Annotated in this window: 14 protein-coding genes; 11 read left to right on the forward strand and 3 right to left on the reverse strand. The window is 65.5% G+C overall.

Annotation, left to right across the window (positions count from 1 at the left end; genetic code table 11):
- Positions 1-69 precede the first annotated feature (69 nt).
- The 6 genes from ntrB to QOZ99_RS14970 are packed head-to-tail and all read left to right on the forward strand — an operon-like array spanning position 70 to position 9,144.
- Entirely contained in the window at positions 70-963 is an 894-nt protein-coding gene (gene ntrB, locus QOZ99_RS14945) for a nitrate ABC transporter permease (protein ID WP_306890794.1), read from the forward strand.
- Between the two features lie 23 nt (positions 964-986).
- Entirely contained in the window at positions 987-1,781 is a 795-nt protein-coding gene (locus QOZ99_RS14950; protein ID WP_306890795.1) for an ABC transporter ATP-binding protein, read from the forward strand.
- A gap of 7 nt (positions 1,782-1,788) precedes the next feature.
- Positions 1,789-3,027, forward strand: coding sequence for an NAD(P)/FAD-dependent oxidoreductase (locus QOZ99_RS14955; RefSeq protein ID WP_306890796.1), 1,239 nt, complete (start codon positions 1,789-1,791; stop codon positions 3,025-3,027).
- Complete coding sequence (locus tag QOZ99_RS14960) at positions 3,027-4,802, forward strand: NirA family protein (protein WP_306890797.1); 1,776 nt, start codon at positions 3,027-3,029, stop codon at positions 4,800-4,802. Before QOZ99_RS14955 ends, QOZ99_RS14960 begins: the two co-directional genes overlap by 1 nt.
- Entirely contained in the window at positions 4,799-6,418 is a 1,620-nt protein-coding gene (locus QOZ99_RS14965) for a sulfite reductase subunit alpha (RefSeq protein WP_306890798.1), read from the forward strand. The genes QOZ99_RS14960 and QOZ99_RS14965 overlap by 4 nt, the downstream gene beginning before the upstream one ends.
- Positions 6,418-9,144, forward strand: coding sequence for a nitrate reductase (locus QOZ99_RS14970; protein ID WP_306890799.1), 2,727 nt, complete (start codon positions 6,418-6,420; stop codon positions 9,142-9,144). The genes QOZ99_RS14965 and QOZ99_RS14970 overlap by 1 nt, the downstream gene beginning before the upstream one ends.
- A gap of 485 nt (positions 9,145-9,629) precedes the next feature.
- Here the strand turns inward: QOZ99_RS14970 and QOZ99_RS14975 are convergent, their stop codons facing one another.
- Positions 9,630-9,758, reverse strand: a complete 129-nt coding sequence (locus tag QOZ99_RS14975) for a hypothetical protein (protein WP_306890800.1) — start codon at positions 9,756-9,758, stop codon at positions 9,630-9,632.
- Between the two features lie 544 nt (positions 9,759-10,302).
- A complete protein-coding gene (locus tag QOZ99_RS14980) occupies positions 10,303-11,073 on the reverse strand; it encodes an alpha/beta hydrolase (protein WP_306890801.1) in 771 nt (256 codons plus the stop codon).
- 215 nt (positions 11,074-11,288) lie between these two features.
- Between QOZ99_RS14980 and QOZ99_RS14985 the strand changes: the two genes are divergently transcribed.
- Positions 11,289-12,290: an AraC family transcriptional regulator gene (locus tag QOZ99_RS14985; RefSeq protein WP_306890802.1), complete on the forward strand. Its 1,002-nt coding sequence runs from the start codon at positions 11,289-11,291 to the stop codon at positions 12,288-12,290.
- On the opposite strand, the gene QOZ99_RS14990 is transcribed toward QOZ99_RS14985, so the two are convergent.
- Entirely contained in the window at positions 12,275-13,192 is a 918-nt protein-coding gene (locus tag QOZ99_RS14990) for a LysR family transcriptional regulator (RefSeq protein ID WP_306890803.1), read from the reverse strand. The genes QOZ99_RS14985 and QOZ99_RS14990 overlap by 16 nt on opposite strands.
- Positions 13,193-13,294: 102 nt before the next feature.
- Between QOZ99_RS14990 and QOZ99_RS14995 the strand changes: the two genes are divergently transcribed.
- The 4 genes from QOZ99_RS14995 (at position 13,295) to QOZ99_RS15010 (ending at position 18,267) form a co-directional block, all read left to right on the forward strand.
- Positions 13,295-13,615 (forward strand): nuclear transport factor 2 family protein, encoded by a 321-nt coding sequence (locus QOZ99_RS14995; protein WP_306890804.1) that lies wholly within the window; start codon positions 13,295-13,297, stop codon positions 13,613-13,615.
- Entirely contained in the window at positions 13,615-14,394 is a 780-nt protein-coding gene (locus tag QOZ99_RS15000; RefSeq protein ID WP_306890805.1) for an SDR family oxidoreductase, read from the forward strand. Before QOZ99_RS14995 ends, QOZ99_RS15000 begins: the two co-directional genes overlap by 1 nt.
- Before the next feature lie 236 nt (positions 14,395-14,630).
- Complete coding sequence (locus QOZ99_RS15005) at positions 14,631-15,797, forward strand: GAF domain-containing protein (protein ID WP_306890806.1); 1,167 nt, start codon at positions 14,631-14,633, stop codon at positions 15,795-15,797.
- 853 nt (positions 15,798-16,650) lie between these two features.
- Positions 16,651-18,267, forward strand: a complete 1,617-nt coding sequence (locus QOZ99_RS15010) for a GMC family oxidoreductase (RefSeq protein ID WP_306890807.1) — start codon at positions 16,651-16,653, stop codon at positions 18,265-18,267.
- The last annotated feature ends 181 nt before the right edge of the window (positions 18,268-18,448 follow it).

The following is an 18,448-nucleotide window of genomic DNA, read 5'->3' on the forward strand; positions in this document are numbered from 1 at the left end:
CGCCCTCTCCCTCAGGGAGAGGGCTCAGGGCCGCGTTTCATTTGATCCCCGTTGCTTGGGAGCTGATCCATGTCCGTCTCCGTACTGAAAACCAAACCGGCCCAGCCTCCTCGTCAAAGCGCCGAGGTCGTGACGCTCGCCTTGCCGCGCAAGGCGGTGAAGCCCAGCCGCCTGCAGGCGATGGCGCATAGCCTCGCCGTCTCGGTGGTGCCGCCGACGATCGTCATCCTGCTGCTGCTCGGCTTCTGGGAACTGCTGTGCGGCGGACCCGGCGCGACGCTGCCGCCGCCTTCCACCATCTGGCAGGAATCCTACGACCTCATCGTCAACCCGTTCTTCGTCAACGGCTCGCAGGATATCGGCCTCGGCTGGCGGGTGCTGATCTCGCTGCAGCGGGTGGCGATCGGCTTCGGGCTGGCGGCGGTGGTCGGCATTCTCATGGGCGTGGTGATCGGGCAATCGGTGTGGGCGATGCGCGGGCTCGACCCGGTGTTCCAGGTGCTGCGCACCGTGCCGCCGCTGGCCTGGCTGCCGATCGCGCTCGCCGCGTTCCGCGATTCCAGCCCCTCGGCGATCTTCGTCATCTTCATCACCGCGATCTGGCCGGTGATCATCAACACGGCGGTCGGCGTGCGCAACATCCCGCAGGACTACCGCAACGTGGCGCTGGTGCTGCGGCTCAACGCGCTGGAATTCTTCGGCAAGATCATGCTGCCGGCGGCGGCGCCCTACATCTTCACCGGCCTGCGCATCGGCATCGGCCTGTCCTGGCTCGCCATCGTCGCGGCGGAAATGCTCACCGGCGGGGTCGGCATCGGCTTCTTCATCTGGGACGCGTGGAACTCCTCGCGCCTGTCCGACATCATCGTGGCGCTCGTCTATATCGGCGTGGTCGGGTTCATCCTCGACCGCGTCGTTGCCGGCATCGGCGCCTTCGTCACCCGTGGCACCCAAGCCGCGTGACCTTGCCGCCTGAGGAGGCTCCCATGACCGCTTATCTCAAGCTCGACCACATCGACAAATCCTTCGCGCGCGGCGGCAGCACCACCGAAGTTCTGCGCGAGGTCTCGCTGGACATCGCCAAGGGCGAGTACATCTCGGTGATCGGCCATTCCGGCTGCGGCAAGTCCACGCTGCTCAACATCGTCGCCGGGCTGACGCCGGTGACCAATGGCGGCGTGATCCTCGAGGGGGTCGAGGTCAACAGCCCCGGCCCCGACCGCGCCGTGGTGTTCCAGAACCACTCGCTGCTGCCGTGGCTCAGCGTCTATGACAATGTGAAGCTGGCCGTCGACAAGGTGTTCTCCGGCGTCAAATCGCGCGCCGAGCGCCATGAGTGGTGCGTGCACAATCTCGATCTCGTGCAGATGGGCCATGCCAGGGACAGGCGCCCCTCGGAAATCTCCGGCGGCATGAAGCAGCGCGTCGGCATCGCCCGCGCGCTCGCCATGCAGCCCAAGGTGCTGCTGCTGGACGAGCCGTTCGGCGCGCTGGACGCGCTGACCCGCGCGCATCTGCAGGATTCCGTCATGCAGATCCATGCCAGCCTCGGCAACACCGTGATCATGATCACCCATGATGTCGACGAGGCGGTGCTGCTGTCCGACCGCATCGTGATGATGACCAACGGTCCCGCCGCCGGCATTGGCGACGTGCTCGACGTGCCGATGGCGCGCCCGCGCCGCCGGCTCGAACTGGTCACCGACCCGGCCTATCTCAAATGCCGCGAGGCGGTGCTGAAGTTCCTCTATGAGCGCCACCGCTTCGTCGAAGCGGCGTGAGGGCGACATGAGCGAGCCCCTCATCGTCATCGGCAACGGCATGGCGGCCGCCAAGTTCTGCGAGGAACTGGCGAACCAGGGCCTCGGCCGCTACTCCGTGGCCGTGATCGGTGCCGAGCCGCACCTTGCCTATAATCGCGTGCTGCTGTCCTCGCTGCTCGCTGGCGAGGTCACGGCCGGCGACATCGAATTGCGCAGCCGCGACTGGTGGCGCGCACGCGGCGTCACGCTGATCTATGGGCGGCCGGCGATTTCCGTCGATACCGACCAGAATCGCGTGAACCTCGCGGACGGCTCGTCGCTGGGCTTCTCGAAGCTGGTGCTGGCGACCGGCTCGCACCCGATCCGCCTGCCGATCCCCGGCATGGAGCTTCCCGGCGTCATGACCTTCCGCGACATGGCGGATGTCGACGCGCTGCTCGCGGCCGCCAAGCCCGGCACGCGTGCCATCGTCATCGGCGGCGGCCTGCTCGGGCTGGAGGCTGCCACCGGCATAGCCGGGGCCGGCGTGCAGACCACCGTCATCCACCTGATGGACCGGCTGATGGAGCGCCAGCTCGACGCCCGCGCCGGTGCCCTGCTCAGACAAGCCGTCGAGGCACGCGGCATCGAGGTGTTGCTGGGCGCTTCCACCGCCGCCATCGCGGGCGAGGGGAGGGTCGAGGGCCTACGCCTCAGCGATGGGCGCTTGCTGCTGGCCGATCTCGTCATCGTGGCCTGCGGCGTGCGGCCCAATGCCGATCTCGCCCGCGCCGCCGGGCTGGACTGCAATCGCGGCGTCATCGTCGACGATGGGTTGGCCACCAGCCATCCCGCCATCCACGCCATTGGCGAATGCGCCGAGCATCGCGGCCAGGTCTATGGTCTCGTCGAACCGGCCTATGAGCATGCCCGCGTGCTGGCGCGCCGCCTTTCCGGCAAGTCCGCCGCCTATGCCGGGAGCGTCACCGCGACCAACCTCAAGGTTTCCGGTGTCCATGTGTTCTCGGCCGGCGATTTTACCGGCGGGGAGGGCACGCAGGATATCGTGCTGTCCGATCCCGGCATCGGCCTCTATCGCCGCCTCATCCTGCGCCAGGACGCCTCTGGCACAAGGCTGATCGGCGCGGTGCTGTTCGGCGACACTGCCGACGGCCTGTTCTACCTCGACCTTATCCGAACCGGTCGCGACATAGGCGGCGAGCGCGCCGACCTCGCCTTCGGTCCCAATCTCATGACCGATCTCAAAACCACGGAGGCCGCGTGATGGGCACCGAATTCTCCGCCGAGCAGAAGCGCTATCTGGAAGGCTTCGTCTCCGGCCTCGCCGCCACCCGCGCCGCCGGCGGGCTGACCGGCAGCGCCGCTCCCGCCCCCGCAGTTGCGGCTGAGCCGACCGGCCCGGATGCGAGCGCCCACCGCGCGATGGCCCGCACCGAGGCTTCAGGCCGCAAGCTGGTGCCCGAGGAAAAGGGCAAGCGCGAGGAACTCGGCCTCGATTCCTATGCGCGGATGAAGCAGCACGCCCGCGACGGCGTGTTTCCCAAGGGCCCGGATATTTTTCGCTGGAAATTCCACGGCCTGTTCTATGTCGCGCCGACGCAGGACAGTTTCATGTGCCGGCTACGCATTCCCAATGGCATCCTGAAATACTGGCAGTTCGCTGGCGTAGCCGACATCGCGGCCACCCATGCCGGCGGCTACAGCAACGTCACCACCCGCGCCAATCTGCAGGTGCGCGAGATCCCCGCCACCGATGGGCCGATCCTGCTGGAGAAGCTGATCGGCCTCGGCCTCACCTCGCGCGGCGCCGGCGCCGACAATATCCGCAACGTCACCGGCGGGCCGACCGCCGGCATCGACCCGCAGGAACTGCTCGATACCCGCCCCTATGCGCTCGACTGGCATCACCACATCCTCGCCGACCGCTCGCTCTACGGCCTGCCGCGCAAGTTCAATGTCGCCTTTGATGGCGGCGGGCGGATCGGCGCGCTGGAGGACACCAACGACATCGGCTTCCAGGCCGTCGAGGTAGCGGACGGTTTCGGCGTCGAGCCCGGCGTGTGGTTCCGCCTCGTGCTGGGCGGCATTACCGGCCATCTCGACCTCGCCCGCGACACCGGGGTGATCGTGCGCCCGCAGGACGCGACCAGGCTGGCCGACGCCATCGTGCGGGTGTTCATCGACCATGGCGACCGCACCGACCGCAAGAAGGCGCGGCTGAAATACCTTCTCGACGCCTGGGGCTTCGAGAAGTTCTTGGCGGCGACCGAGGAGAAGCTGGGCACCCCGCTCATCCGCGTGGCGGCGCAGGCCGTCGCCAAGCGGCCGGAGCCGGACCGGCTCGGTCATGTCGGCGTCCATGCCCAGAAACAGCCGGGGCTGAATTGGGTCGGCGTGGTGCTGCCGGTCGGCAAGATGACCGCGGAGCAGATGCACGGCCTCGCCCGCATCGCCCGCGATCTCGGCGATGGCGACCTGCGGCTCACCGTCTGGCAGAACCTCATTCTCTCGGGCGTGTCCGACGCCAATGTCGCCCTCGTCGAGGCCGCGCTGGAAGCGCTGGGCCTTACCTCGCGCGCCACGGCCATTCGCGCCGGGCTGGTGGCCTGCACCGGAGCGGCCGGCTGCAAGTTCGGCAATGCCGACACCAAGGCAACCGCCGAGGCCATCGCCCGCCATTGCGAGGAGAGGGTGGAGATCGACCAGCCGGTGAACATCCACGTCACCGGCTGCCACAATTCCTGTGCGCAGCATTACATCGGCGATATCGGGCTGGTCGGCGCCCGCGTGCCGGTGAGCGAGGATGGCGATACGGTGGAGGGCTATCACCTCGTGGTCGGTGGCGGGTTCGGCGCCGACGCCGCCATCGGGCGCGAACTCTATCGCGACGTGAGGGCGGACGACGCGCCAAGGGTGGTCGAAGGGCTGCTCAAGACCTGGATCGCCCGCCGCGCCACCCCCACCGAGACGCTCGCCCAGTTCACCCGTCGCCATGAGCCGGAGGCTTTGCGCGCGCTTGTCGAGGAGGCTGCGGAATGAACGCCCCAACGCCCGTTCCCCCGATCATCTCGTTCTTCCCCGAGACGGCGCCGTTCAACGAGGAGCAACGCGCCTGGCTGAACGGCTTCTTCGCCGGCATGCTCGCGCCGCAGGGTGCGCCCACCGCTTTGTCCGCCACCGAAAATGCCGCGCAGATGCCGGCCACCGTCGACGATGGCGCTGACGATGGCGCGCCCTGGCACGACGCCTCCATGCCGCTCGACGAGCGATTGAGGCTGGCCGAGGGCAAGCCGCTGCCGCGCCGGATGATGGCGGCGATGGCGCAGCAGGATTGCGGCCAATGCGGCTATCTCTGCGAGACCTATGCCGCCGCCATCGCGTCGGCCAAGGAAACGAAACTCAACCTGTGCGCGCCGGGTGGCAAAGAGACGACCCGGGCGCTGAAGGCGCTCGCCGCCGAACTCGGGGCCCAGCCCCCGGACGCGGTGCCCGCACGTGCCGGAAATGTCGCGCCGGATACGCACGGAACCGCGCTCCCCGCAGCGCCTTGCAGCCGCGACAACCCGGCGCTGGTGACGCTGACCGCCCGGCATCGCCTGAACAAGGACGGCTCGGAGAAGGAGACCTGGCATGTCGAGTTCGACATCGATCAATCCGGCCTCGACTACGCCGTCGGCGACAGTTTCGGGGTATTTCCAGAGAACGATCCAGGCCTTGTGGCTGCCTTGCTGGAAGCGCTCGGCGCCACGTCGCAGGATATGGTCGGCGAGCGCCACGCCGCCGACGTGCTGGCGCGCGACATCTGCCTCGGCGCCGCGCCGGACAGCCTGTTCCAGTTATTGACCTACCACACCGGCGGCGAGATGCGCCGCAAAGCCCGCGCCTTGGCCGCCGGTGAGGACCCGGACGGTGACGCGGCAACCCTCGATGTGCTTGCCGCTATTGAGAAATTCGGTCGCCCGCGCATCGCGCCGGAAGTGCTTATCGAGGCGCTGGAGCCGCTGCAGCCGCGCCTCTACTCGATCTCGTCGAGCCCGAAGGCGACGCCCGGCCGGCTGTCTCTGACCGTCGATACGGTGCGCTACCGCGTCGGCGACCGTACCCGCCTTGGCGTCGGTTCGACCTTTCTGGCGGGCCGGCTGGATCAGGCCACCCCGATGCGCGCCTATGTCCAGAAAGCCCACGGCTTCGCCCTGCCGACCGACCCCGCGACCCCCGTCATCATGGTCGGCCCCGGCACCGGCATCGCCCCGTTCCGCGCCTTCCTGTGGGAGCGCATGGCCATGAAGGCTCCGGGCCGCAACTGGTTGTTCTTCGGCCACCAGCGCAGCGACTGCGATTTCTTCTATGAGGATGAACTGGTCGGCATGCGCGCCTCCGGCCATTTGCCGCGCCTGACGCTGGCCTGGTCGCGCGATGCGTCCGAGAAGGTCTATGTGCAGGACCGCATGCGCGAGGTCGGTGCCGACCTGTTCGGCTGGCTGGAGGACGGCGCGCATTTCTACATTTGCGGCGACGCCAAGCGCATGGCGCGCGACGTCGAGCACGCGCTGGTCGATATCGTCGCGGCCCATGGCACGCGCTCGTCCGCTGATGCGCAAGCCTATGTGATCGCACTGAAAAGAGCGGGTCGCTACCAGGCGGACGTTTATTGATGAACGCGCAGATTCCGCCTGTCGCTCCCACGGTCCAGCCCGTCATGCGCACGACCTGTCCCTATTGCGGCGTCGGCTGCGGCGTTCTCGCAAGCCCGGACGGGGCGGGCGGCGCCTCGATCGCCGGCGACCCCGACCATCCCGCCAATTTCGGCCGGCTTTGCTCGAAGGGTTCGGCGCTGGGCGAGACGCTGGGGCTGGAAACGCGCCTTCTCCACCCGATGGCGCGCGGCAGGGATGGCCGAATGGCTCGTGCCGATTGGGATACGGCGATCGGCTCGATCGCACAAGCCTTTGGGAAAACAATAGAAACTCACGGTCCCGATGCCGTCGCGATCTATCTCTCGGGACAATTGCTGACCGAGGATTATTACGCCGCCAACAAGCTCGCCAAGGGCTTCCTCGGCACCGCGAATGTCGACACCAATTCGCGGCTCTGCATGGCCTCCTCCGTCGCCGGCCATCGCCGCGCCTTTGGCTCGGACACCGTGCCGGGCGTCTATGCCGATCTCGACGAGGCCGATCTCGTCGTGCTGATCGGCTCCAATGCGGCGTGGTGCCACCCCATCCTGTTTCGCCGCCTGGAAGCCGCCCGCGCCATGCGCGGCACCAAGCTCGTCGTCATCGACCCGAGGCGCACCGCGACCGGCGACGAGGCCGACCTGTTCCTGCCGGTAAATCCCGGAAAGGACACGGTTCTGTTCGCGGGGTTGCTGGCCTGGCTGGCGGACCATGACGCGTTGGACCATGCCTATATCGACGCCCACACCACGGGCCTCGCCGACACGCTGGCCGGCGCCCGCGCGATGGCGCCTGATATCGCGGCCGTGGCGCGCGAGACCGGGGTTTCCGCCGCAGACCTCGTGCAATTCTACACCCTGTTCGCCACCCATGAGCGCGCGGTCACCTGCTATTCGCAGGGCGTGAACCAGTCGGCGCAAGGCACCGACAAGGTGAACGCCATCATCAACGTCCATCTTGCCACCGGCCGCATCGGCCGTCCCGGCATGGGCCCGTTCTCCCTCACCGGCCAGCCCAACGCGATGGGCGGGCGCGAGGTTGGCGGACTTGCCAACCAACTCGCCGCGCACATGAATTTCACGCCGGTCGAGATCGACCGGGTGCGGCGGTTCTGGCAGGCGCCGCGCTTGGCCGAGCGCGAGGGGCTGAAGGCGGTTGCCATGTTCGAGGCCATCGCCGCCGGCCGCATCAAGGCGCTGTGGATCATGGGCACCAACCCGGCGGTGAGCCTGCCGCGCGCCGGGGCCATGCGCGAGGCTTTGGAATCGCTGGATTTTCTCGTCGTTTCCGAGAATGTCGCGAGCAACGACACGCTGTCGTGCCGGCCGCATCTGGTGCTGCCCGCGCTTGCCTGGGGCGAGAAGGACGGCACTGTCACCAATTCCGAGCGCCGGATTTCCCGTCAGCGGGCGTTTCTGCCGCCGCCCGGCGAGGCGCGACCGGACTGGTGGGCAATCGCGCAGGTCGGCCGGCGGCTGGGCTTCGACGAGGCCTTCGCCTGGCGCAGCGCCGCCGATGTGTTTCGCGAACATGCCGCCCTGTCCGCCTTCGAGAATGACGGCAGCCGGGATTTCGACCTCAGTGGCCTCGCCATGCTCGATGATGCCGCCTTCAACATCATGGCGCCGGTGCAGTGGCCCGTCCGATCGGCAGGCGATAGCGCCGACAAGCGCTTCTTCGCCGACGGTCATTTCTTCACGCCCGATCACCGGGCGCGCTTCGTGACGCCGAAGCCCGCCCGGCTGGCGCGCGAGACCAGCACCGATTTTCCTTTTATTCTCAACACCGGCCGCATTCGCGACCAGTGGCACACCATGACGCGAACCGGCCTCAGCCCCCGGCTTGGCGCGCATCTGCCCGTGCCATTCGTCGAGATCCACCCGTCGGATGCCACAAAACTCGGCATTGAGCATGGCGGGTTGGTTTCACTGCGATCCGCTCACGGCAGCGCCGTGGTCGAGGCGCGGTTGAGCGTCGGCCAGAAGCGCGGCGCGCTGTTCGCGCCCATCCACTGGTCCGATGCCACGTCGTCAAATGCGCGGATCAACGATCTGGTCGCGCGGATCACGGACCCGGTCTCGGGCCAGCCGGAATCCAAGGCGACGCCGGTTGCCGCGATGGCTCTGCCGGTGCGCTACCGTGGTTTCGTGCTGAGCCGTAGGCCCGTCACGGAGCTTCCCGCCACCTGGTGGGCGAAGGTCGCGCTGGAAGGTGGCGCGGGCTACCTCACGGCGACCGATCTTGGACCGGAGGAATGGAAGCGTCATACGGCGAAAATTCTGCTCACCAGCGACTATGCCGAATATGTCGATGCACCGGGCGGCGTGTATCGCGCCGCCGCCTTCGATGAGGCTGGCGCGCTTACAGGCGCCGTTTTCCTGTCGCCCAGTGGCGCCCCGGCGTCGTGGGACGGGCTGAAGGCGCTGCTGGCCGCCCGGACGCTGAGTTCAGTGGGCCGCCGCAACCTGCTCTCCGGCCGCGGCGAGGGACAGATCACGCCGCGCGGGCCCCTGGTCTGCGCGTGCTTCGCGGTCTCCGCCCCGCAGATCGAGCAGGCGCTTGCCAGTGAGTCGGGCGCCGATGTCGCGCGCCTCGGCCAGTTGTTGCGAGCGGGGACGAATTGTGGCTCCTGCGTACCGGAGTTGAAGAAGCTCATTCGGCAGAGGGCCATGCTGGACATGGCTACCATTACGCCGCCAGCGTGACTTTCCGCACGACGTTGAGTTTCCGGGTCGTGCAGCCTTCAATGCTGACAGCCTGAACGACGCCTTCGGCATCACTGACGGGTGCCCCGTATTGCGCGCAATTGCGGCGGGCCATGGCACGCAGATGCGGCGCTACCGACCGCAACAACCGTCGATACGCATGGGCATCGCCCGATAGCTGGCGGATGGCGCGCGGAATGGTGTACTCGGGATCGGGTGTAGCGCACCACGTGATCCGCGCCTTGGCCTGCGGATCGGTTGCCGCGCTGCCATTATCGGTGTCCCGATCGTCCTTGCGCTTCTTCGTCCGCTTCAGGAATGCCAGGCTGGGCGATGGGCTGGCGGAGGAGTTCGTGAAGCACAGCGGCAGGCGAGGGGTCGGCGCCTCGGTATGAGAAAACGCCTCCTTGAGAGCCGCCAGCAGGTGTTGCTCTCCGCCGCTAGAGCTTTTCCGGTGAATTCCGGTTCACCGAAAAAGCTCTAGGTTATTGTTCTGACGCATTTTCTTCACACGAACCGGAATCCACTTCGCTCGAAAATGCTCTAGGCGCGGTGCCGACGAGGATGAGCTTGCGGACCAGCGGTCCGTGCTCGGTGGCGATCTGCTGGGCCATGAAGTCGCCCCAAGGGAAAAGCCCGGCAGATCAACCCAGGTGAGGCCGAGCCGGTGGATGAAGTCGACCGCATCTCCTGCCATCGCCGCGACCTTGTCGGCGTTTGACCGGTCGAGCGCCTGACCCCGGCCTTGTCGAAGGCGATGACAGGACGATCGGCGGCAAGCGCGTTGACGACGGCAGGATCCCGCGCGTCGATGTTACCCGAGACGTGCTGCAGGAGAACGAGCGGCGTTCCGGTCGGCGGGCCGAGGCGGCGATAGGCAAAGCTGATTCCGCCGCCTTCAATGTAACGGGGGGCCGCTTCAAGCGTGTCGTTGTCCCGGCTCGCTATGTCGAACTCGGTCACGTCATGCTCCGGATGGATGGCATTGAAGGATCGGTGTCGGGATTGGTGCGGCGCAGCCGCCGCGACCTGTTCCAGATGTGGCTGGAGTTTCTGTGGTTATGGGCCGAGGGCTGCCGCGATCGGCGGTCGGTGACTTCCGCATCCGCAGAGAACACGCCTTGGGCTCCCGGCACGAAAGTACCGGGAGCGGGGCCGTCACTTCACGAGCGATGCCTTTTCGATCACCGCGGCGACTTCCTTCGCATGGACGACGAGCGAGGCATGACTGCCGGCGACTTCCGTCGTCTGGGCTTTCATTCGGGTGGCAAAAAACTTCTGGGCCTCGGGTGCGATCACCTTGTCCTTGGTGCTGATCACGTAGAATGTCGGCTTGTCGCGCCACGCGGCCGTATCGACCGGCGCCTCGAACGCGGTGTGATTCAACGGAAGCTGATGATTTGCCAGGGATTCGGCGATCTGCGGGGGAAGGTCAGCTGCAACTGCCGATGGGAACACCTTGGGGTCGATGTAAAGGTTGCCCTTGTCGTCAGGATGAATCGCCGCGGTGCCTTCGGTTGCCGGGCCGCTCTTGGCGAGCGCCGCCAGAGATTGCCCCACGTCGGGCGCGAATGCGGAGACGTAGACCAGCGCCGAGACCTTGGGGTCGTTGCCGGCTTCCGTGATGACGACGCCGCCCCAAGAGTGGCCGACGAGAACGGTCCTGCCCTTCTGCTGCGCCAGCGCCTGTTTGGTTGCATCGACGTCAGCGGCCAGCGAGGTGAGCGGATTTTCGACGAGCGTGACGTTGTAGCCCTTCTTCGTGAGGATATCGGCAACCGGCTTCCAGCTCGTCTGGTCGACGAAAGCCCCGTGGACGAGGACGATATTGTTGGCCGCCCCCTTGGGCAGTTCGGCAGACTGGGCGGGGGAGGCAACGGTTGCTCCGGCCATGAAGATGGTGGCGACCGAGAGGAGAAGATTTCGCATGGAGTACTCCTGTTGAGATGACGGACGACGCGGGTCCTGGAGAGGGCCGGCGTGCGGGCAAAGCCGCGCTTCTTTGCGTCCGTCGTTTTGCAAAATGGTTTGCCGCGCGAGCTGTTGGCTCGACGTGAGATGACGTAAGACGGGGAGGCTTCGGACGTTAGGCGTTGATCGTCCGAATATTGCGTCTGACCGTCCGCCGCATTACGATCCGGAAGATGGACATCCTTGCCCAAGTTCTCGATCGCATCCGCCTCGGTGGGACGCTGCTCTTCAACTTCGAGCTCGGGCATCCATGGAATCTGGCATTGCCGGCGCGTCCCTACGCCCTGTTCCATTATCTCAGTCGCGGATCAGCTACCCTGGTGCTTGAACAGGGGCCAGAACTCCACATGGTCGAGGGAGACTTCGTTGTCGTCACGCGCGGCGAGCCTCACCTGATTTATTCGGACCGCCGGGCGAAGCCTTTGGCGATCCTGGACCTCGATCGGCCGTCCGGACGCCTTGGCGTCGTTCGTCATGGAGGCAACGACCAGCCGCTCTCGGCGATGATCTGCGGCAATTTCACTGTGGAGCGGCCCTCGCGCGGCAGCGTCCTGGAATTGCTTCCGCCCCTGCTTCTCCTGAAGTCGACAGACGGCGGCGGCGGGCTCGAGACGATTCTGGAACGCATGGTGAGCGAGTCGGCCTTCGCGCGACCCGGCCAGGACGTCGCCCTTTCGCGACTGACCGACATACTCTTCGTCGAGGTGTTGCGGAGCTGGATCACGTCTCTCGATTCCGGAGAGGGCGGATGGCTGGGGGCGATGGCGGACCCGCACATAGGGCCGGCGCTTCAGTTGATCCACGAACGGCCGGATCGGCCCTGGGCCCTTGGCGAGCTCGGGAGCCGCGTGGGGCTCGGTCGCTCGGCGTTTTCGGCTCGCTTCACCAAGCTCGTCGGCGAGCCCATGTACCGCTATCTGATCGCACGCCGGATGTCGGAGGCTGCGTTTCTGCTCGAAACTAGCGACGAGGGGATTGCACGGATTGCGACCCGTGTCGGCTACGAGACAGCGGCCGCGTTTTCGAAGCTGTTCCTTCGCCATCACGGACTATCGCCCGGGCGGTACAGAGCCGTTCGCCGTTCTGAAAGTGGCAGAAGGCAGGGGGACGTTACGGAAACAGAGGTTGCGGTGGGGCCCAAGGATGCATGCCGACATCGTCAATTGGCAGAGTAGGTGCCTTGGCGGCCCGCAATCTCACGAGCCAAGGCAAGGAACGCCTTGACTCCCGCCGATAAATTCCGGCGGCCGGGATAATAGAGACAAAGTCCGGGATAGGGGGGAGTCCAATCCTCCAATACCCGCAACAGATGACCCGCCTCTATGTCGGGAAGAACGCTTTCTTCCATGAAGTAACCAATGCCGATATTCTCCAGGACGGCGGCTCGCGCGAGGTTTGACTCGTCGAGCACAAGGGGTCCCCGCACGTCAATCTGAACGGTTTCTCCGTCTTTCTCCAGGCGCCAACGGAAAAGCGCGCCGTCCGGCAAGCGGATGCGGATACATCTGTGATCGAACAGATCTGGAGGTACGCGCGGCTTTTCATGATGTTTGAAATATTCGACGGATCCGACAATCGCATGTCGTTGCGGACGACCGAGTTGAACTGCAATCATGTCACTGGGAATCAAGCCGGCGACCCGCACGCCGAGGTCGAAACCCTCAGCGACGACGTCGATCAGGCGTCCTTCGGTAACCAGATCGACGTTCATGTCCGGAAATCGACGAATAAATTCCGTTATGAGCGGCGAGATGATCGCGCGAGCCGCAAACGGAGCCGCGTTGATACGTATCGTTCCGGATGGCGTCTCACGTTGTGAACGCACCGCGTCCAATGCGCCGTGAACATCCTGAAGTGCCGGCCCTACCTGCTCCACGAACATTTTGCCGGCCTCGGTCAATGACACACTGCGCGTTGTGCGATTGAACAGGCGGACGCCGAGGCTGGCCTCAAGTTTGCCGATCGTGTGGCTGAGCGCCGTTGTCGACATGCCGAGATCGATCGCCGCCGCGCGGAAGGTCCCCCGCCGCGCTATCGCGAGGACCGCTCCCAGATCCGTCAGGCTCGCGCGATCCATTGTCCCGAAAATCCAGATACGACATCCTGGATTGTCCTACTTCTCCCAGCAATCGTCGAGCCTTATTTTGACATCAACACGTTTCCGACGAGGAGCCGAACGGTGGACATGCCGAAGATCGTGAAGGCCTATTTCGACGCCGAGCATCGCAACGACCCCGATGCCCTGGCCGGGGTGTTTTCCACTGAGGCGATCGTCAAGGACGAGGGCGCGGTCCATCGGGGACCCCGCGCGATCCGCGATTGGTGGGTTGCTGCGAAGGAAAGGACCCACCATGTCACCGCTCCCATCGAACTGGCGGGAAGTGACGACAAGGTCTCCGTCCGCGCACGGGTGTCCGGGGACTTCCCCAACAGCCCGGTAACGCTCGAATTCGCGTTCACGATCGAACAGGGCAAGATCGTCGAACTGGAAATCGGGTGATGGCCAATTTCCTCACGCTGAACGGCAAACGCGCCCTGGTTACAGCGGGAACCAAGGGTGCCGGCGCCGCGACCGTCGAACTGTTCCGCGAGCTTGGGGCCAAGGTGCTGACGACGGCCCGCTCTCGCCCCGAAGGTCTGCCCGAGGCGTTCTTCATTGCGGCCGACCTGACCACCGGGGAGGGCTGCGCGAAAGTGGCCGAGGCGGCCCATCAACGGCTCGGCGGCGTCGACATCATCGTCCACATGCTGGGAGGGTCCTCGGCGCCGGCAGGGGGCTTTGCGGCCCTGACCGATGACCAGTGGCAGACGGAACTCGATCTCAATCTGCTGCCCGCTGTTCGGCTGGATCGGCAACTCGTCCCGGGCATGGTCGAGCAGGGGGGCGGCGTCGTCGTCCATGTCTCGTCGATCCAGCGGGTGCTGCCGCTTCCGGAATCGACGACGGCCTACGCCGCCGCAAAGGCCGCGCTTTCGACCTACAGCAAGGCATTGTCGAAAGAAGTGTCTCCCAGAGGCGTGCGCGTGGTTCGGGTTGCGCCGGGCTGGATCGAGACGGAAGCGGCTGTGCGCTACGCCCAGCGTCTGGCCGATCAGGCCGGCACGGACTATGAGGGCGGCAAGAAGATCATCATGCAAGCTCTGGGGGGCATTCCGCTCGGCCGCCCGGCCAAGCCGGAGGAAGTCGCCAGCCTCATCGCCTTTCTGGCCTCCGACCGCGCGGCGGCGATAACCGGAGCCGAATACGTCATTGACGGTGGAACGGTTCCCACGTCCTGAGAGCCGCGCCTCACGCCGTCAAGCCGGCTCGGCGAGATCCGCGGTCGCTGCGCCGGCACTGCCGGACCGCTCCCTGGACACGCAGCGGCGCAGGCCGCGCCCGATATCGGTTCAATCAATTCTAGCAACTCTCCTATTTTTGCACCGCACATCCTATATTGCTGGGGAGGAGATACGCGCGCCATCCTGTCGACTTCGCGGGGACGGGGCGCCGGCTCCCAAGCGATGGGACGGCGATGGAAAAAGCGCATAAGGATATTCTGACCACGGCCGAGACCGCCAAACTGCTCGGTGTGTCGGTTCGCACGGCGCAACTGCTCATCGAGGGTGGCTCCGTACCGTCATGGAAGACGCCGGGCGGGCATCGCCGGGTCTACCGAGCGGACATTATGGGGCTGATCGAGCGGCCCGCGCCGGGCTCCCCCTTCTCGTCCGCTACCGTTGTCATTGTCGCTCCGTCCGAACGGCTCGCGCACTATGATCGCCTGTTCGCCGCCGTGCCCGAGTGCACGGCCGAGATCTTCGACGATGTCCACCGGGCGCTTTTTGCCATCGGCTCCATGCGGCCGCACGCCATCATCGTCGATCTTGAACCGGGCGATGCCGAGCGGGAGACGCTGCTGCACAGCCTTGCCGCCAACCCGTCATTGGGCCACAGCCGGATTGTGGTGGTTGCGGCCGCGGGCACGATGGCCGGTGTGGATCTGCCCCGTCGCGTTGCACCTGTCGAGGCCGCCGAACAGGCCGCCGCGGCGATACGTATATCTCTGGTCGATGCGGGGGCGCCGACTCCGCCGGTCTCCGACACGCTGTTTCCGATCGCTCTCAATGAGAGCCAGAGGCTGGTGGCGCTCGAGCGCTCCGGGCTGCTGGATACGCTCCCCGAGGAAGCGTTCGACCGCCTGACCTGGCTGGCGGCTCGCAATCTCGACGCGCCGATCGCGTTGCTGACCCTGCTCACGCCCACGCGGCAATGGTTCAAGTCGCGCGTCGGCCTCGACACGCCGGAAACCTCGCGAAGCTGGGCATTCTGCAATCATACGATCCTGCAGAAGGGGGTGTTCTCGGTGGAGGATCTTCCAAGCGATCCGCGTTTTGCCGATAATCCGGCTGTGGCGGGCGCTTTGGGTTTCCGCTTCTATGCCGGAGCCCCCGTGCATGACGATGAGGGGTTCGTCGTGGGGTCGCTGTGCATCATTGATCGCCGGCGCCGCACGTTGGACGGCGGCGAGACGCAGACCCTCCTGGCACTTGCGGCGATGGCTTCCGACGAGGTGCGGCTACGCGCCATCGAGCGTCAGTTGCGGAACACCCTTCGCAAAGCGGAGCGGCAGGCACCTGGCCGGGACCACACATTGGCGCTCGAGCCAACCGGGGGCGCGCGTTCCCAGGATCGGGTGTGAGGCTGGAACGGCAGGCTCGCATTGCCCATGCCTTCCACCATGACAAAAATGTCCTCGTCTGCCGCACGCCCGGGAAGACGATGTTTCTGCCCGTCACGGCGTCGCTGACGTCAACCCACACAGCCAATTCGGCGTTTTGAGCCTTCGTTCAACCTGTGGGGATCGCCATATCCTGGCGTCAGTTCGGTCCAAAAAGGTCCGTGAAAAATTCTTCCGCTTTTTAAATCATATGATGCAAGGCGGCTGTTGAAATGCATACAGACGATGCCGTTATGACAGAACTATTTAGCTTATATAGAATATTTCCCAAGTAATGTCCTATTATCCATTCATCAGGCTGGCGCAAGGTGCACGACTTGCTTTTCGCCCAGGGCATCCACGTCACCATTATAGAGGCTGCGATGACGGCTTTCGAGGCGGACGTGACCGCCGCGAAGCGCAGCCTTCTGACCGCGCCGGCAGGACGCTTCCTGCGATAACGAGCATCAGGGCGATGGCCGACGAGTCCTTCCGTCTCGATCCGAAGGTCGCCGCGATCAACGGCGCCGCACACCCGATGATCCATCTCGGCTGCATCGACGGCCGTTCACGTCACCCCCGCTGATGGGGCCAGCCGGCGCGGCGCAGGCCCGGCCGGCCGGCAATGCGACGCCAATGCCGGCATGATCCGCACGAGGCTGCAGGTCCGGCGGTGGCTGCGCATGGCGAATCGCGTTCAAGAGTGCCCCCCGAAATCGAGGCAGAGATGCCTCCATCGCTCCAGCCGCGGTGGATCGCGACGATATAGCAGAAAGGCATATTTGCTAAATTTGATAAATTTGATAATGACCTCCCGTTCAACGGAGTTTTCACCATGAACGAGACGGATAATGACGACGCGCTGGGCTTCGCCAGACGGGCGGCCGAAAATCAGAGCCGGCTGAGGGCGCGACCTCCGGCGCAATACAATTTCATCGTCTGCGGCGCCGGCTCAGCCGGCTCGGTCGTCGCGAGACGGCTGGCTGAGAACCCGGACATGGACGTGCTCCTCGTCGAAGCCGGGGGGGACGATGAAGCCGAAAAGGTGCTCGACCCGTCGCGGTGGCCTCTCAATCTCGGCAGCGAGCGCGACTGGGGCTTTCAGGCGACGCCCAATCCGCATTTGGACGGCCGAAGCTTGTCGATGTCGATGGGCAAGGGTCTGGGTGGCGGGTCCAGCATCAATGTAATGGTGTGGGCGCGCGGTCACCGCAGCGACTGGGACTTCTTTGCCAAGGAGAGCGGCGATCCCGCCTGGGGCTACCCGTCAGTGCTCGATATCTATCGTCAGATCGAGAATTGGCAGGGCACGCCTGATCCGCACTACCGCGGTACATCAGGTCCGGTGTGGGTCCAGCCGGCGCGCGACCCCAGCCCGGTCGCCCTCGCCATGCTCGATGCCGCCACCGAAATCGGCATTCCGCGCTTTGATCATCCCAATGGGGCGATGATGGAGGGCGCCGGGGGCGCCGCAATTTCCGACATGCTGGTGCGGGAGGGGCGACGTCACTCACTCTTCCGCGCCTATGTTCATCCCTGGATGGACCGGCCGAACCTCACGGTGCTGACTGGTGCGACGGTGCGCAGGGTGCTCTTCGACGGACGGCGCGCCGTCGGAATCGAGGTGATACGCGACGGTAAGATCTCGCGAATCGACGCAACTCAGGAAGTGGTTCTTTCGCTCGGCGCGATCCATACGCCGAAAGTGCTGATGTATTCGGGGATCGGCGATGCGTCGGAGCTCGGGCGACATGGCATCCCCGTCCGCCAGCATTTGCCCGGTGTCGGCGCGAACCTGCAGGATCACACGGCATTTTGCTGCATCTGGGAGTACCGCGACGCCATCGCGCCGCGCAATAATGGGAGCGAGGCGAAGCTTTACTGGAAGACACGTCCCGAGCTCGATTCGCCCGACGTGCTGTTCTGCCAGGCTGAATTCCCGGTGCCCAGCGAACGAACGGCGGCGAGGGGGGTGCCCGCGCAGGGCTGGACGATGTTCGCCGGGCTGGCGCGTCCGTCCAGCCGTGGCCGGCTTCGCCTCACCGGTGCCGACCCTATGTCCGCGATCGAAATCGACGCGAACATGATGTCGGACCCGGCCGACATGGATTCGGCGCTAGCATGTATCGAACTGTGCCGCGAGCTTGGAAACGCCCGGGCGTTTCAGCCGCTGGTGACCGGTGAATCGCTACCGGGCCCGCTCAAGGGCGAGGCGATGAAGCAGTTCGTTCGCGATTCCGCGGTCACCTACTGGCATCAGAGCTGCACGGCGAAGATGGGTCGCGACGAGATGTCGGTCGTGGATGCCTCTCTCAACGTCTACGGCGTCGAGGGTCTGCGTATCGCCGACGCCTCCATCATGCCGCGCGTCACCACCGGCAACACGCAGGCGCCCTGTGCCGTCATCGGCGAGCGGGCTGCCGGGATGATCCGCCGGACCTACGACCTCTGAAGGTCTCGCGCCAGGAATGTCCATGATGCGATGTTCCTGGCGCCCCATTGGGAGATCGCCCGTGTATCCCGCGACGTGTCCACAGAGCGGACGGCGGCAACGCCGTCAGGCCCGCCCACTCATGTGCTGAACCTGCTTGTCGTTTCCAGGGATCTTGTCGTTTCCAGGGATCTTGTCGTTT

Source organism: Ancylobacter amanitiformis (assembly GCF_030814815.1).
GTDB lineage: Bacteria > Pseudomonadota > Alphaproteobacteria > Rhizobiales > Xanthobacteraceae > Ancylobacter > Ancylobacter amanitiformis.

Coding starts and splice junctions, on each gene's coding strand:
- QOZ99_RS14955 (WP_306890796.1), top strand. CDS start 1,789: ATGAGCGAGCCCCTCATCGTCATCGGCAACGGCATGGCGGCCGCCAAG.
- ntrB (WP_306890794.1), top strand. CDS start 70: ATGTCCGTCTCCGTACTGAAAACCAAACCGGCCCAGCCTCCTCGTCAA.
- QOZ99_RS15010 (WP_306890807.1), top strand. CDS start 16,651: ATGAACGAGACGGATAATGACGACGCGCTGGGCTTCGCCAGACGGGCG.
- QOZ99_RS15000 (WP_306890805.1), top strand. CDS start 13,615: ATGGCCAATTTCCTCACGCTGAACGGCAAACGCGCCCTGGTTACAGCG.
- QOZ99_RS14975 (WP_306890800.1), bottom strand. CDS start 9,758: ATGGCCCAGCAGATCGCCACCGAGCACGGACCGCTGGTCCGCAAGCTC.
- QOZ99_RS14970 (WP_306890799.1), top strand. CDS start 6,418: ATGAACGCGCAGATTCCGCCTGTCGCTCCCACGGTCCAGCCCGTCATG.
- QOZ99_RS14965 (WP_306890798.1), top strand. CDS start 4,799: ATGAACGCCCCAACGCCCGTTCCCCCGATCATCTCGTTCTTCCCCGAG.
- QOZ99_RS14980 (WP_306890801.1), bottom strand. CDS start 11,073: ATGCGAAATCTTCTCCTCTCGGTCGCCACCATCTTCATGGCCGGAGCA.
- QOZ99_RS14985 (WP_306890802.1), top strand. CDS start 11,289: ATGGACATCCTTGCCCAAGTTCTCGATCGCATCCGCCTCGGTGGGACG.
- QOZ99_RS15005 (WP_306890806.1), top strand. CDS start 14,631: ATGGAAAAAGCGCATAAGGATATTCTGACCACGGCCGAGACCGCCAAA.
- QOZ99_RS14990 (WP_306890803.1), bottom strand. CDS start 13,192: ATGGATCGCGCGAGCCTGACGGATCTGGGAGCGGTCCTCGCGATAGCG.
- QOZ99_RS14950 (WP_306890795.1), top strand. CDS start 987: ATGACCGCTTATCTCAAGCTCGACCACATCGACAAATCCTTCGCGCGC.
- QOZ99_RS14960 (WP_306890797.1), top strand. CDS start 3,027: ATGGGCACCGAATTCTCCGCCGAGCAGAAGCGCTATCTGGAAGGCTTC.